The 15,072-nt window shown below is 33.9% G+C and carries 17 protein-coding genes and 1 tRNA gene; 8 read left to right on the top strand and 10 right to left on the bottom strand.

Going from position 1 to position 15,072, the window contains the following annotated elements; translation table 11 throughout:
• Positions 1-22 precede the first annotated feature (22 nt).
• The 4 genes from HOH73_04490 (at position 23) to HOH73_04475 (ending at position 3,412) form a co-directional block, all read left to right on the top strand.
• Positions 23-874, top strand: a complete 852-nt coding sequence (locus tag HOH73_04490; protein ID MBT5828112.1) for a prephenate dehydratase — start codon at positions 23-25, stop codon at positions 872-874.
• A gap of 81 nt (positions 875-955) precedes the next feature.
• The gene (locus HOH73_04485) at positions 956-1,747 is read left to right on the top strand and encodes a prepilin-type N-terminal cleavage/methylation domain-containing protein (GenBank protein ID MBT5828111.1); all 792 of its coding nucleotides are present in this window, start codon (positions 956-958) and stop codon (positions 1,745-1,747) included.
• 57 nt (positions 1,748-1,804) lie between these two features.
• The gene (locus tag HOH73_04480) at positions 1,805-2,428 is read left to right on the top strand and encodes an exopolysaccharide biosynthesis protein (GenBank protein ID MBT5828110.1); all 624 of its coding nucleotides are present in this window, start codon (positions 1,805-1,807) and stop codon (positions 2,426-2,428) included.
• 21 nt (positions 2,429-2,449) lie between these two features.
• On the top strand, positions 2,450-3,412 hold the full coding sequence (locus tag HOH73_04475) for an RluA family pseudouridine synthase (GenBank protein ID MBT5828109.1): 963 nt from the start codon (positions 2,450-2,452) through the stop codon (positions 3,410-3,412).
• A gap of 4 nt (positions 3,413-3,416) precedes the next feature.
• Here HOH73_04475 and HOH73_04470 read toward each other — a convergent pair whose 3' ends face one another.
• The 5 genes from HOH73_04470 to rpmF are packed head-to-tail and all read right to left on the bottom strand — an operon-like array spanning position 3,417 to position 6,368.
• Positions 3,417-3,782, bottom strand: coding sequence for a MerR family transcriptional regulator (locus HOH73_04470; GenBank protein ID MBT5828108.1), 366 nt, complete (start codon positions 3,780-3,782; stop codon positions 3,417-3,419).
• Between the two features lie 6 nt (positions 3,783-3,788).
• A complete protein-coding gene (locus tag HOH73_04465) occupies positions 3,789-4,079 on the bottom strand; it encodes an integration host factor subunit alpha (GenBank protein MBT5828107.1) in 291 nt (96 codons plus the stop codon).
• Positions 4,080-4,084: 5 nt separating this feature from the next.
• Positions 4,085-5,047 (bottom strand): ketoacyl-ACP synthase III, encoded by a 963-nt coding sequence (locus HOH73_04460; protein MBT5828106.1) that lies wholly within the window; start codon positions 5,045-5,047, stop codon positions 4,085-4,087.
• An 8-nt stretch (positions 5,048-5,055) separates the two neighbouring features.
• On the bottom strand, positions 5,056-6,099 hold the full coding sequence (gene plsX, locus HOH73_04455) for a phosphate acyltransferase PlsX (GenBank protein MBT5828105.1): 1,044 nt from the start codon (positions 6,097-6,099) through the stop codon (positions 5,056-5,058).
• Between the two features lie 14 nt (positions 6,100-6,113).
• Positions 6,114-6,368: a 50S ribosomal protein L32 gene (gene rpmF / locus HOH73_04450; protein MBT5828104.1), complete on the bottom strand. Its 255-nt coding sequence runs from the start codon at positions 6,366-6,368 to the stop codon at positions 6,114-6,116.
• A gap of 142 nt (positions 6,369-6,510) precedes the next feature.
• Between rpmF and HOH73_04445 the strand changes: the two genes are divergently transcribed.
• Both HOH73_04445 and HOH73_04440 read left to right on the top strand, forming a co-directional pair.
• The gene (locus HOH73_04445; GenBank protein ID MBT5828103.1) at positions 6,511-6,942 is read left to right on the top strand and encodes a hypothetical protein; all 432 of its coding nucleotides are present in this window, start codon (positions 6,511-6,513) and stop codon (positions 6,940-6,942) included.
• Complete coding sequence (locus HOH73_04440; GenBank protein MBT5828102.1) at positions 6,929-7,714, top strand: NAD(P)-binding domain-containing protein; 786 nt, start codon at positions 6,929-6,931, stop codon at positions 7,712-7,714. The genes HOH73_04445 and HOH73_04440 overlap by 14 nt, the downstream gene beginning before the upstream one ends.
• Before the next feature lie 2 nt (positions 7,715-7,716).
• On the opposite strand, the gene HOH73_04435 is transcribed toward HOH73_04440, so the two are convergent.
• The 3 genes from HOH73_04435 to HOH73_04425 all read right to left on the bottom strand — a co-directional run bounded on the left by HOH73_04435 (position 7,717) and on the right by HOH73_04425 (position 10,249).
• Positions 7,717-8,229, bottom strand: a complete 513-nt coding sequence (locus tag HOH73_04435) for a hypothetical protein (protein ID MBT5828101.1) — start codon at positions 8,227-8,229, stop codon at positions 7,717-7,719.
• A gap of 90 nt (positions 8,230-8,319) precedes the next feature.
• Positions 8,320-8,658 (bottom strand): YraN family protein, encoded by a 339-nt coding sequence (locus HOH73_04430; protein MBT5828100.1) that lies wholly within the window; start codon positions 8,656-8,658, stop codon positions 8,320-8,322.
• 685 nt (positions 8,659-9,343) lie between these two features.
• Positions 9,344-10,249 carry a DNA polymerase III subunit epsilon gene (locus HOH73_04425; protein ID MBT5828099.1) on the bottom strand — a complete coding sequence of 302 codons (906 nt, stop codon included), beginning with the start codon at positions 10,247-10,249 and terminating at the stop codon, positions 9,344-9,346.
• Between the two features lie 132 nt (positions 10,250-10,381).
• Here HOH73_04425 and HOH73_04420 point away from each other — a divergent pair, with 132 nt between their 5' ends.
• Together HOH73_04420 and HOH73_04415 are read left to right on the top strand one after the other, a co-directional pair.
• Entirely contained in the window at positions 10,382-11,200 is an 819-nt protein-coding gene (locus HOH73_04420) for an aldo/keto reductase (GenBank protein ID MBT5828098.1), read from the top strand.
• Positions 11,201-11,473: 273 nt separating this feature from the next.
• Positions 11,474-11,653, top strand: a complete 180-nt coding sequence (locus tag HOH73_04415) for a hypothetical protein (protein ID MBT5828097.1) — start codon at positions 11,474-11,476, stop codon at positions 11,651-11,653.
• A 359-nt stretch (positions 11,654-12,012) separates the two neighbouring features.
• Here HOH73_04415 and HOH73_04410 read toward each other — a convergent pair.
• Positions 12,013-12,089 (bottom strand) — tRNA-Arg (locus HOH73_04410).
• 64 nt (positions 12,090-12,153) lie between these two features.
• Positions 12,154-15,042, bottom strand: coding sequence for an excinuclease ABC subunit UvrA (gene uvrA, locus HOH73_04405; GenBank protein ID MBT5828096.1), 2,889 nt, complete (start codon positions 15,040-15,042; stop codon positions 12,154-12,156).
• Positions 15,043-15,072: the final 30 nt, after the last annotated feature.

Genomic DNA, 15,072 nt, shown 5'->3' with positions numbered 1-15,072 from the left:
TCATCATAATATGCAATAAACAGTGATATATAAAGATTATAAGAAAAGCGTAGCCTATCAAGGTAGCGAGGGGGCCAATTCACACTTACTATGTGTATCCAAATTTCCTCATGCAAAACACCACTCTTTTGATACCTTTGATGAGGTTTTCCATGCTGTTGAATCTGGCAAAATAGCTTTAGGCATTGTACCAATTGAAAATTCAAATGCGGGTAGAGTTTCAGAAATTCATAATTTACTCAAAGGTACAAGTTTGCATATAGTTGGAGAGTTTTTTCTTGAGATAAGGCACCATTTAGCCGCAATAGCAGATAGTGATATTACTCAAATTAAAGATGTTTATTCTCACCCACAAGCATTAATGCAGTCAAATCAAAGTGTAAAGTCACTGTCATTAAGTAAGCATTCATTTTTTAATACAGCACTTGCAGCCAAATATGTTAATAAAGAGCAAGACCCAACAAAAGCAGCATTGTGCACTGAGCTTGCAGCAACATTAAATAATTTAAAAATTATTAAATATGACATGCAAGATGCAGAAAAGAACAATACTATTTTCATAGCATTAGCAAAAGAAGTAGAGGAGCTTTCAATCAATAAATCGGCAAAGAAGGTTACAACTCTTTTATTTACTGTTAGAAATATTCCAGCTGCTATTTATAAATGTTTAGGTGGCTTTGCAACTAATAATATCAATATTATAAAATTAGAAAGCTATATACCAGGTGGCTTGTCTGAGGAGGCTAGCTTTTTTATTAGTTTTGAGGGTGATGTAGATGAAAGGTCAGTGCAGCTAGCTCTAGAAGAGCTAGGCTTTTATTCTAAGGATATTAAATTGCTTGGTGTATATGATAAAGCAGTAGAAAGAAAATAATTTGATATTTTGATTTATCTTTTTTGCAAAATACTATTTTTATGTTACAATAATTTTAAGCGTAATATAAAAACGGTAAAAATGAATAAAAAAAATCAAGCATTCTCATTAGTCGAGTTATCAATAGTTATAATTATTTTGGGGTTGCTAGTTGCATCTGTCACGGTTGGAAAAGACTTGATACAAGCTGCTCAACTTCGAGGTTTAATTTCGCAAATTCATGGTTTCGAAACACAAACGAGTACTTTTAAATTAAAATATGATGCTTTGCCAGGAGATATAAGCAACGCAGATAAAAGGGGCTTAGGTTCAAATAATGGTGACGATGACGGTGTTTTAGAAGATGGAACTGCAGATACTACGCCAGATACTGCAAATTATGAACTTGTTTATTTCTGGGAGCACTTAAATAATGCAGGTTTTGCAGATGGAGCCTATGATGGAGATAGCACAAATGGAGTTATAGGTGAAACTTTTCCAAAGGCAAAGCATGGTGGAGGTATAGTTGTTTATGGTGTAAGTGGCGTAAATTACTACCACATAGGAATAGAAGATTCTACAGCGGGTAGCCCATCAACACTTAGCTTTGCTGATAGTTTAGTTCCAGAAGATGCATTCTCAATTGATAATAAGTTAGATGATGGTTACCCTTTAAAAGGTAAAATGGTGGCAAGATCAGCATCATGTAGTTCTGACCCTTCATCCTTTACATGTGCAAATACCGCAATTACCACAACAAGTGGTGGAGCAAGTCAAACAGCTGGTGAAGCTTGTGTGTTGCAATCTAGTGGTACGCAAGATGCAGATCTTGATGAATATGACTTTGAAACTACGGTCAATAAGTGTCAATTAAGATTACAAATGAATAATTAATTTGTTATTAATTAGCTATAGTGTAAAGTACTGCTTTAGTTAGCAAGTAATTAGCCAATGGAGCATAATAAGAGATCATCTACCTCTGAGTTTTTAAAGAGTGTGGTAAAAGCCAGTAAATCAGATCGCGTGACTATAGATGAACTAAAAACATCTATGCATGAGCGTGGCTTTGGTATTTTGTTGATCGGCTTCTCTTTACCTTTAGCTGTTCCACTTCCTTATATACCAGGTATTACAACTATTTTTGCAATTCCCTTGTTTTTTTTATCAGTTCAAATGATGCTTGGCTTTAATTCGCCATGGCTGCCAAAATGGTTAACTAGATTATCTATAAAAAGAAGCACTTTAAGCTTTATAGTTATAAGTTCCTCGCCCTTGCTGAAGAAGATAGAAAGATTGTTAAAGCCAAGATTGTTGTTTTTTGCATCCGATAAAGGTACAAAAATTATAGGCTTTTTTTGTATAATTTTTGCCGTTTCTATTGCACTACCCTTACCATTTACAAATTTTGTTCCAGCCTTGGGTATTTTAACTCTATCTTTGGGTATGCTAAGCAGAGATGGGGTTACCATATTAATGGGTATTTTATTAGGTATAGCTGGTGTTATATTTACTGTAGCAGTTATATTGCTTGGGAAAAAAATAGTAATGGGCATCATAAATAGCTTTATATATTAATATTACTGGGAAAAGCCATAAATGTTTACTTTCATAATTACAGAGGAAGATAATCTGGAGAGATTAGATAAGTTTTTAGCGGATAAACTAAGAGAACAGCTTATTTCACGAGAAAAAATAAAAAAAACTATATTAGCTGGTAATGTCTTAGTTGATGATCAAGTAGTTACAATGCCTAGATTTAATTTAGCCTCAGCAAAAATAATTAGTTTCAAAGAGCTAGCAAAACAAGAAACTAAGATAAGCCCAACAGAAATAGAGCTAGATGTTATTTATGAAGATGATGATCTTATGGTCGTAAACAAACAAGCTGGCCTAACTGTGCACCCTGGGGCAGGTAATAGCAATAATACCTTAGTTAATGCGTTGCTAGCAAGAAAGACAGATCTTTCATCTGTGAGTGGTAGTGAAAGACCGGGTATAGTGCATAGATTAGATAAAAACACTTCCGGCCTTATGGTAGTTGCAAAAAATGATCAAGCACATTTACATATAAGCAGGCAACTGGAAGAAAGAAGTTTAACCAGAAAATATTATGCTTTAATTTGGGGTATGTTAAATCCAGAAGAGGGTATAATCGAAACCTATATAGCAAGAAGCTCAAGAAATAGAAAATTAATGGAGGTAACAGTTAATAAGGGTAAGAAAGCAATTACCCGTTATCAAAGTAAAAAGATTATGCTAAATGGAGCTGTTACTTTAATAGAGTGTCAGCTGCAAACTGGACGTACACATCAAATTAGAGTGCATATGTCAAATATGGGGCATAGTATTTTAGGGGATCCTGAATATGGCAATAATAAGAAGAAGCTATTGCGTCATTTTAATTTAGAAGATGATAAATTATTATTTAACTTCAAAAGACAAGCTTTACATGCTTTTTATTTGCAGCTGGAGCATCCAATAAGTGGTAAGCTGCTGGAATTTCAGCTTGATATGCCAAAAGACATGCAAGATATAATCAGCTATATAGAACAAAAATAATCTTCTAACTTAGTTCTTGTAGCTCAGCTTTTATTTGCTTTAAATCATTGATAGCTTTTGCAATAATATTTGAGTTTTGCTGTTGATTAGAATTGGCGGCTTGCTTTATGCTAATGTCACCATTTAACAGTTTTTTAGCTCCTTCGATGGTAAAGCCTTTATTATATAAAAGGTCTTTGATGGATTTTAAGGTGTCTATATCTTTCTCATTATAAAGGCGTCTGTTGCCTCTACCTTTAGTTGGGCTAATTTGGCTAAATTTTGTTTCCCAAAATCTAAGAATATATGGTTCTATTGAAAGCTCTTCTGCTACTTCATTGATGGGTTTTAGGGATAAATTGGAGAAAGTTTTTGCGAAGAGGTTTTCCATAATGCTTTAATTATCATTAATAAAATCTTTAAAAAAATCTGAGGCTTTAAAAGTAATTACTTCTCTTGCTGCTATTTTAAACTCTTCTTTAGTCTTTGGGTTCCGGCCCATTCTTGCAACTTTTTCTTTTTTACTAAAAGTGCCAAAATATGGAATTCTTACCTTACCAGATTCATAGGTGATTTTGGCCATGACTGAGATAATGTCATTTACCATTCCGGCTGATTGAGATTTAGAAATACCAAATTCTTCTGAGATTTCTGTAGCGATGTTTTCTTTATTTATGGTTTCTGACATTTTAACTAATATTTGATTAACATAGAGCCCCAAGTAAGCCCAGCTCCAAGAGCTTCAAATATCATATAGCTTCCTCTATTAACTCTATTATTACTTAAAGCTTCATTTAGTGCAAGAGGAATTGACGCTGCAGATGTATTAGCGTGCATATTTACGGTTGAAACCATTTTTTCCTTAGGAATTTCAAGCTTTCGCGCAACGGCATCTAAGATTCTTTGATTCGCCTGATGTGGAACTACTAAATTAATTTGCTCTATTGTAAGTTGGTTTCGCAGCATGATATCTTTTACTGTGGCCGACATTTTACTAACCGCATGTTTAAAAACATCCTTACCTTGCATGGTAATATGTCCTTCTCCTCCATTTAAAGATGGTCCACCATTAGTATTAAGAATTTTGTAAAGGGAGCCATCTGAATGTAGCTGGCTATCTATAATGTCACTTTCTCTTGATAGATCAGCACTTAAAATTACCGCGCCTGCACCATCACCAAATAATACGCATGTATTACGATCTTCCCAATTTAAAATTCGTGATAATGTCTCAGCACCAATAACTAAAATATTTTTAGCACTTCCAGTTTTTATAAATTTATCAGCAATAGTTAAGGCATATATAAAACCAGAGCAAACCGCTTGCACATCAAATGCAAAGCCATGACTCATTCCAAGTTTTGCTTGAATTTTAGTGGCTGTAGATGGGAAGATGTTATCTGGAGTAGTAGTAGCGACAATTATAGCGTCAATATCTTTGGCCGTTAAATCACTGTTATTTAAAGCCGAAAGCGCAGCATTATAGCCAAGGTCGGAGGTAAGCTCATTCTCAGCGGCTATATGTCTTTGAGCAATGCCAGTTCTTTCTCTAATCCACTCATCGCTAGTATCAACGGTTCTAGCAAGCTCACTATTTGTGACAATTTTTTTGGGAAGGTAGCTACCGCAGCTTAAGATTTTTGTTGAGCAATTCATGGTTAAATTTACTTGTTATTTATTAGCTTCAGCTCTTCGATTATCTTCTGATTAATTTTATTTTCAATTAAATTTACAGCAACTTTAAGCGCATTAGAGAAGCCAATTTTGTCAGCGTTTCCATGGCTCTTGATTGATATGCCATTTAGCCCTAAGAACATGGCCCCATTATGGTTTCTTGGGTCAATCTTCTTGAAAACTTTTTTTAATGATAAAGCAGAAAATAACAGCCCTATTCTTGAAAAGAGTGAAGCTTTAAAACCTTGCTTAAAGAAGCCAGTTAAAATCTTTGCAGTGCCCTCAATAGCCTTCAAAACCACATTCCCTGTAAAGCCATCTGTGACTATAACATCAACCACACCAGTCATTATATCATCACCTTCTACATAGCCATGATAATTCAAGTTGGTATATTCTTCGCTGATAATTTGATTAGCGACACGAACAGTTTCGTGACCTTTTAGCTCTTCTGACCCTATATTTAAAAGGCCTATAGATGGAGATTCTTTAGCAAGAGCCGCTTTTGCAAAAGCGTCGCCCATTATTGAAAACTGCACTAAATTCTCTGCGTCACAAGCAGAATTTGCCCCCATATCTAGAAGTAATGAGCTTCCTATTTTTGTCGGTATTATGGTGCCAATTGCTGGTCTGTCAATACCATCTAGAGTTTTTAAGATTAGCTTAGACATAATCATTAAAGCGCCGGTATTGCCAGCCGAAACAACTGCATCAGCCTTACCTTCCTTTACAGCTTCTATCGCAAGCCTCATGCTTGATTTTTTCCCTCTCCTTAAGGCAGTAGAGGGCTTTTCTTCGGCGGCAATGAAGTCTTCAGTATGCTCTATTGTTGCTCTGTTTGCTAATATTGGAAATTTGTTAAATATGGGCGTTAATTTGGCTGAGTCACCAAAAAATAGAAAATCTACATTTTGGTTAGTTTTAGCAAATAACGCAGCTCCAGCTAGAACGGAATAGGGAGCATTATCACCTCCCATAGCATCAAGAGCTAATATATGTTTTCTGTTTTGGTGGCGCGCTTTTAAATCCGGCATCACTAGAAAGTTAGTTATACTCCTTCGCTAGCTATTTTTTTTTGCTCTGCTTCTGGTTTAGCATTAACTTCTTCGCTACTTTCTTCTTCTTTTTTAACTTTGTCAGCTATTACTTTTTTTCCTTTGTAAAATCCATCAACTGAAACTTGATGGGGAAGTTGATATTCGCCAGTTGTTTTATTTGCAACTATATTTACGCGTGCAAGAGAATCATGGGCTCTACGCTGATTTCTTCTAGATTTCGATGTTTTCTTTTTTGGAACAGCCATGGTTAACCTTCAAATTTGTTAATTTAATTCTCTTTTAACTCTTATTGCTTGCATCTTTGCTTTAGTTATTTTACTTTATAGCAAATAAAAGAGATAAACTTATATACCAGAAAAACTTTTATAATCTAGTTTTTTTTACTTAATGCTCAAAAGATTCACATTTTTCACATTTTTATTTATAATTTCTTGTGCAGACAATATTTCTAAGCATGGCATTGAAATTAAGGCAAATGATCTTGCTAAATTAAATGTTGGTAGCACTAGCCAAGTGGTTATAGAAGAGTTAATTGGTTTGCCCACTCTAAAAACCAAAAGGGGTGAGCAAGATATATGGCTGTACTTTGATTATGCAAGAAACAAAAAGGCGCTAGAGAAGGCCTATTACCAGAAATACACAGCATATGAGCTCATCTTTGAGGCGCGTAAATTAGCAGAGATCAGGCAATATAATTTAACAGATATGAATATATTAAAAATGGAGCCAAAAATTACTAAATCAGTTACAAAACAAGAAGGTTTCTTTAAGCAATTACTTAGAAATGTTGGTAGGTTCGATAGCAATGATGATTTATAAATTCTTGCAGGTGGGCTATGGTAAAATGGGTAAGGCGATAGTTGACAATTTGGACGCTAAAGCTTTAGGTCTTGAGATTAGTATAATTGACCGAAATATTTCTCATGACGAGACAAAAAGACAATATAATAATTCGAAGCAGTTATCTAAAGATTTTGAACCAGATATTTTCTTAATAGCTTGTAAACCACAAAATATACAAGTTCTGATAGATGAATATAGTGAAGTTATCACAAGTAGAACCATTGTCATTTCAATATTAGCAGGCACAAACATAAGTTATTTTAGCAGTTGTTTCCCAGAAAATCCTATCGTTAGATTGATGCCTAATTTGGGAGCTAAGATAAAAAAAAGCACTAATCTGATTTATGGTGAAAACATCGATAGCTCTAAAAAAGAGTTAATAAGTAGCTTGTCAGATAGTTTTGGCAAGACTATTTGGTTAGAAGAAGAGCGCTTGTTGCACGCAGGTACTGCTGTTGCTGGGAGTGGACCGGCATATTATTATAAATTTCTGTCTATATATAGTAATTATCTAATAAAGGCAGGTTTTAGCGCAGATGATGCAAAAAAAATCGCCATTAACACGGCAGAAGCTGCAATAGAAACTGCGCATGGCGAGGATTTCTCCAGCTTGATCAAGCAGGTGTCTAGCAAAGGTGGTACAACAGAAGCTGCTTTAAACTCCTTAAACCAAGATTCTAGGTTAGAAAAAACTCTAGATGCCTCTCTAAATGAAGCTGTGGCTAGGTCAAAAGCTTTATCAAATTAGGTTTACTTTTTCTTATCTCTTAGTTTTGACAAATCTACAACATTTTTGCTAGAGGCGATGTTTTTCTCAGTTTTCTTACTGTTTTTTTTGTTTTTAGTTGCTTTCTTTGGTTTCTTCAACTCGGTATCTTCCACTAGCTCTTCTAATAAAGCTTCATCTGCTAAAATATTAAATTTGAGTCCAAATCTAACCCCTGGATCTGCAAATGAGGTTAGTGCTGCAAATGGGATAATAATTTGCTCTCTGTTATTTTCAAAACTAAGAACCACTCTAAACAAATCTTCTTTTACTTCTAAATCTTCATATTGATGTTGTAACACAATAGTCATTTCTTCAGGATATTTCTTTTTTAAATGCTCTGGTATTTCAACTCCTTCGTAATTTGTGAAAAAAGAAATTAAAAAGTGATGCTCTCCTGCAAAACCTTCTTTAGTGATTTTAATTAAAGCTTCTTTAACTACTTGGCGCATTGCGTTGTCAATTAATTGGTCGTATCTTATGTAATCTTCTATCATAAACTTAATTTTCTTTTTATATTAAAATAAAAAAAAGCAAACTATTTGCAAGGTTTCTTATAAATAGTTCTTGTTTAATTAATTTAGAGGCTAAAAGCTATTATATATATATTTGAAATATAAAGGGTATTTTATAAAAACAACATCAAATGTAACATTGTGACATGAAAAACGCTTGTTTTTTTGTAAGAATAATAAAGCGGCATTTTTTATACGATTTTGTTGTTTTTTATTTATTACATCAAGAAAAGCATTTTGATTTTTTCGACTTTTAACCTCAATAAAGTGAATTTCTTTATTTCTTTTACTGATAATATCTATTTCACCTAATCTTGTTTTATATCTAGTTTTGATTATTTTGTGGCCTTTAAAAAGTAAATATAAAATTGATATTTTCTCAGCCAGCAACCCTTTGTAATAATTGTTCATTGAATTTGTCCACATAAAATGTAATAATAACATATGTTTTCTTATGCGAGCAAGTTTTTTTTGTTCAATCTGTTAATATCCTACATGAGCTTAAAAAATGAGTAATTATAAAAAAGATTTTTGCCAGAGTTAGCACCACTAGAATATAAGCGTGGTCTTATTCACCAAAAGAATGATGCATTTAAAGTCTCAGCATTAGGAGCTAGCTAAAGAGTTAGGATTTCTTTTGATATTTTTATGATTACTACTGAAAAATGGATATAACATTTATAAAACATAAGTAATATTTGAGGTTGAATTAGTAATTATTAAAAATATATAGATTCTATTTAGTTGTTGAGTTTTGGCTGCCAGTTAAAGGATTCTTTGCAAGGAAATTATAAAATCAACTAATTAAGTAATAAGAAAAGAGGAGGGGTGTTTTTTTAAAGCTCTAATAATATCACACGGCTTATAGTTGTGTGAGATAGTATATGTTTTTTAGGCCTGATTTTACATCTGCACTACTTTTCCTTAATTACTTTAATCTTTTGATATGGCAGATATTACTGAAATAAATAAAGATATTATTATTTGTTCTAGTCTAATTTATACCTTCGATGCCAATTATATTGCCTCTTTATTTAGCTCAAATAACTATTTAAATATAGCTACTAATTCAAAAGGATTATTACTTTATGTAAGCTTAAATAGCTTCAGCGCGAAGAGAATATCTTTCTTTTGCGGTAATTTTTTTGGTTGGCAGATCAAGACTATTATTCATATATATATCTTGCTCTAAAAACATTTTCTCTGCTTCATAATCTTCGCTTGATATGGAAACCCACCAACATTTGGGTAAGTTACCATCGCCGCTACTCCAGCGATATTTACGTTTTTTTAATATATCTTTTTTGTTATATGGTGCATTTACTGCACATATTAGAATTTCATTGGAGCGCACATGATCTTTTAACCTTTCAAAAGCATCCACTTTTTCGATAAAAAGATTTAAAGTAGCGTAACAATCGACTAATGCTCGGTGACCTTCATAAAAATATCCCATTTTTAAATTAAGATATTCAAGCTTGCCACCTTCAAAGCCAAATTCATTCCAATTAACCCCTGCAAAAGAACAGCCAAAGGGAAGTGATTCAATAAATTCTTTAAAAAATATAGGGGTTTTTAACTCTAAGAATTGTCGATCAAAACTAGCATTATGGCATATTACTAAATCTATATCGGTTAAATTATGGTGTAAGCCCTGCCAGTCAATAGCCTTGCCCTTAACATCGTCATTTGTTATTCCGGTTATCCTAGTTATTTCTGCGCTAATAGGTATTTTTGGTTCCTGGAGTTGGTTGTCAGTAAATTCTATGGCAACAAAACCATCTTCATTGGTAAAGCTTGCAACTAATACCCCTATTTCAATAATTTCCGCTTCATTTCGATCAACACCTGTTGTTTCTAGGTCAATAAAAGCTGCTTTAAATTTTTTGCCATTAGGTTCTTTTTGTTTAATTGTTTCAGGAACTCGGCTTAGCACCTTGTAATCATTGGATGAGTTTAGAATGTTTAAGGAGTCTTGTATTTTGTTGTTAGTTTCAGTCATATAATTTTTAAGCTTTATGATTTTAACTTATATGTTGCAGCTTAGTCATTCAACAAAAATCTTTTATATAATTAGGTTGAGTTTTGCAGATGAGAAATTAAGATAATTCTGTTTAATTAAAGAGAAGAAATCATGCTAAAACCAAACTTTATTTACGGCACTGCATGGAAAGCAGAAAAAACCACAAGCTTAGTCGATCTTGCATTAAAGTCAGGCTTTAGAGCAGTAGATACAGCAAATCAGGCTAAGCATTATAGCGAAGCATTAGTTGGGCAGGCAATCAAGCAAAATATAGCAGAGGGTTTAATTCAAAGATCTGATTTATGGTTGCAAAGCAAATTTACCTCAATTGATGGTCAAGATCACCGTTTACCATATGCTAAAGATGCTAATTTAGCTGAGCAGGTAAAGCAATCTTTTGCGAGCTCTTTAATTAACCTTGAAACAAAATATTTAGATTCATACTTATTGCACGGACCTATAAATTATCCTTTATTAGGTGAGGAAGATTTTCAAATTTGGCAAGCAATTGAGGAGTTATACAAAGAAGGAAAAGTTAAAGCTATTGGAGTTAGTAATTTTAACGCAAAGCAACTACAAATGCTTATTGCGCAAGTTAAAATTAAACCACATTTTTTGCAAAATAGATGTTTTGCTAAAGTTGCATGGGATAAGGAAATTAGATTATTATGTAATAAGCATGATATTGCTTATCAGGGTTTTTCATTGTTAACAGCTAATATTGAGTTGTTTCATTTAACAGAAATTCAGCAGATAGCTAAAAAACATCAATTAAATATGGCGCAAATTATTTTTGCTTTTGCTCTGCAAATAGGCATTATTCCCCTTACTGGTACTTCGAAGCAAATTCACATGCAAGATGACTTAAAGTCATTAAGTATTAAATTAAGTAGTGAAGAAATTGATTACATAGAAAATTGCATAATATAGCTAGTTAGAATAATTAATCGCGAGAAAAGCCTGCTTCATTCTTAAGTTGCTTATCAGAATATGTATATAAGCTTTAAAGCGCAGATATTCTGCTATTACTTTAGCTCTATTTTGAAATTATGTTGTAATAGTGTAAATTAAGGCCCAGGTAAATATGGCCCAATTGCCAAAAACTCTAATTATACAAGGGCGATACTTTTTATGTGCGCATAAAGATAGGCATTTGTCGTGATTCCCATAATATCCTAAAGTATTGCAACATATTGTTAATATGTGGTGATATTAACACCAATTGGTAGTTCTAAGAGAAGAAGGTTAAAAGTTTATTTAGTAATGATTGCTCGCCTCAAGGCAGCAGTAATTACAGAAAGAGCTAATTCTTCAACTTCAGTTCAAGTTGATTTTAAGCGTAATGGTTATACAGGCCCAAGAAACATAGCGCAAATCAGCTAGGTTACAGTGCTTTGTTTTTGGCAGCTTAGGGAAGGCCACATAAAGCTAGAAAAAGAATTAATAGCAGCTGGTGTGGATATATCTCTAGTAGACAAGTTCTGGTCAAACTTCTTTATTGATAGCAGGGCAAAACAGGCATATAGAAGCAGCAGATACGCATAGATTAACAATAGTTCAAGGATAAGCTAATTTATAGCTATGTCTGGTTTTGCTGGCTTTGAAACCTTGGCTTCAGCTACAAAAGAATTAAGTAGCAAAAAAGAGTTAAGCAAAGTTAACAGAGAGGCTGCAAGGGCAACTTGCCAAGAAAGGTAAAAACCAATATTATTAATTATGCTCTATATGATTATATGGTAAAATGGTGCACTCGGAAGGATTCGAACCCTCGGCCTTCTGATCCGTAGTCAGACGCTCTATCCAGCTGAGCTACGAGTGCATAAATGTTTTTTAGCAAATATCTGCTTAATTTACAACCAAAAGCTCTAAGTTCGGTTAAGAAATTATGCAGACTTCTTTATTTTTTTAGCTTTATTTAAATATTTAGTTAAATAGTGACCAGTGATGCTTTCTTTGACATTGGCAACTTCTTCAGGCGTTCCTTCAGCTACAATAATTCCACCTTTGTCACCACCTTTTGGTCCAATATCTACGATCCAATCAGCTGTTTTAATAACATCCATATTATGCTCAATTACTAATACAGTATTACCACTTTCAACCAATCTATGTAACACTTTAAGCAGCTTCTTAATGTCATTAGAGTGCAAGCCAGTAGTTGGTTCGTCAAGTATGTATAAGGTTCTACCAGTTGCTTTCTTACATAGCTCTTTAGCTAATTTAACTCTTTGCGCTTCACCACCAGATAAAGTAGTTGCAGATTGACCGATTTTCATATAGCCAAGCCCAACTTCATATAAAGCTTCAAATTTATCTCTAATAAGAGGCATTTTGCGGAAAAATAACAAAGCTTCTTCTACAGTCATGTTCAGAATATCAGCAATAGACTTGCCACGATATTTAATTTCTATAGTCTCTTTATTGTATCTAGCTCCTTTACAGGTGTCACAAATTACATATACATCAGGTAAAAAGTGCATTTCAATTTTAATTAAGCCATCACCCTGACAATTTTCACATCTACCTCCTTTTACATTAAAAGAAAATCTTCCAGCTTTATAACCACGAGCTTTAGATTCAGGTAAGCCAACATACCAATCTCTGATTGCAGTAAATGCACCTGTATAAGTGGCTGGATTTGATCTTGGCGTACGCCCTATAGGTGATTGATCAATTTCAATAATTTTGTCTATATATTGTGTGCCCTTTATTTCGTCATGCAGTCCAGGCTTTGCTTTAGCGCCATTTAGTTTCTTTGCTAAGGCTTTATATAAAGTTTGTATAATTAAAGTAGATTTACCTCCACCAGAAACCCCAGTTACAGCGGTAAAAAGACCAATTGGAATTGAACAGGTGATGTTTTTTAAGTTGTTACTATGTGCGTTAATGATAGATATAGCTCTGTTTTCGCGAGCTTTTCTCCGTTCTTCTGGTATGGCAATATATTCAATGCCAGTTAAATATTTACCAGTAATAGAATTCTCATTCTGCTTAATGTCATCAGGCGTTCCTTCTGCAATAATTTCACCACCATAAACACCAGCACCAGGGCCAACATCTATGACATGATCTGCAGATTCCATGGTTTCTTCATCATGCTCTACCACAATGACAGTATTACCTAAGTCGCGTAAATCTTTTAAAGTTGCAATTAACCTGCTATTATCTGACTGGTGCAAACCAATAGAGGGCTCATCTAAAATATACATGACACCACTCAAACCAGAACCAATTTGTGAGGCTAATCTAATCCTTTGACTTTCTCCGCCAGATAATGTGCCAGAATGTCGATCTAAAGTTAAATATTCTAAGCCAACATTTTTAAGGAAGCCAAGTCTTCGTGTAATTTCTTTAAGTGCGCGCTCAGCGATCTGATTCTCTTGATTATTTAATTTTGTAGGTAAATTATTGAACCAATCAACAGCTTGCTCAATCGTTAAAGCAGTAACATTACCGATGTGAGAGCCAGCAATTTGAATAGAAAGAGACTCAGGTCTAAGGCGGAAACCACTACAAGCTCTACATTTTGTAATGTTTTGATATTTCTCGCACTCTTCTAAAACCCAGTCACTATCAGCTTCATTTACTTTTCTTTCTAAATAAGGAATTACCCCTTCAAAAGGTTTAGTAAAGATCTGGTTCTTATAACCATCATGATATTCAAATCTAACCTCTTCATCACCAGAGCCGTATAAAATTATCTGTTGTGTTTTATTAGGTAATTTTCTAAATGCTGTGTCTAAATCAAAATCATAAAATTTACTTAGGCTTAGCAAAGTTTGAGTGTAATATTTGCTGTTAATAGCCTTCCATGGAGCTATGGCTCCTTCACTTATGGATAAATCCTCATTGGCAACCACTAAATTTGGGTCAAAATAATATTCTGTACCTAAGCCATTACATGACTCACACGCACCGTAAGGGCTATTAAAGGACAATAATCTTGGCTCTATTTCGTCTATGGTAAAGCCTGAAATAGGACAAGAGAATTTTTCTGAAAAAGTAATAATTTGCTCATTTTTAAAATCATCACCAGTGTAATCTTCAGGAAGCCCCACAATTTCAACATGAAGTAAGCCATCGGTTAAACGCAATGCGGTTTCAACAGAGTCAGCCAAGCGGTTATCTAGATCTTCGGTAATTACTAAGCGATCAACAACAACCTCCATGTGATGCTTCTTGTTTTTTTCAATGGTAGGTAAGTCATCTGTCTCAAAAATTTCACCATCAATTTTTAGACGTTGAAAGCCCTGCTTTCTAATTTGTGCTAATTCCTTGCGATGTTCACCTTTTTGCCCCCTGACTATTGGAGCTAATATATATACTTTAGTGTCATTTGGTATTTTTCTGATTCTCTCAATCATATCTGAAGCAGATTGACTTTCAATTGGCTTGCCAGTTGCAGGTGAAATTGGCACTCCAATACGTGCAAATAGCAAACGCATATAATCATAAATTTCAGTTGCAGTACTTACGGTAGAACGAGGGTTCTTTGAAGTGGTTTTTTGATCAATTGCAATAGCTGGAGATAAGCCTTCAATTGACTCCACATCTGGCTTGTTTTGCAAGTTTAAAAATTGCCTAGCATAAGCAGATAAGCTTTCCACATATCTTCTTTGCCCTTCTGCATATACAGTGTCAAAAGCAAGCGAAGATTTTCCAGAGCCAGAGGGGCCAGTTATTACTACAAATTTGTTCTTTGGTATTTTAACAGAGACATTTCTCAGGTTATGTTCTCTTGCCTGATTTACAGTAATGAATTTAGTGTCCATAACGGGGATTATACTTGTTAATTAAATTTA

It is taken from the genome of Alphaproteobacteria bacterium (assembly GCA_018667735.1).
Taxonomy (GTDB): domain Bacteria; phylum Pseudomonadota; class Alphaproteobacteria; order Rickettsiales; family JABIRX01; genus JABIRX01.
This window is presented reverse-complemented; position numbering and strand designations above follow the sequence as displayed.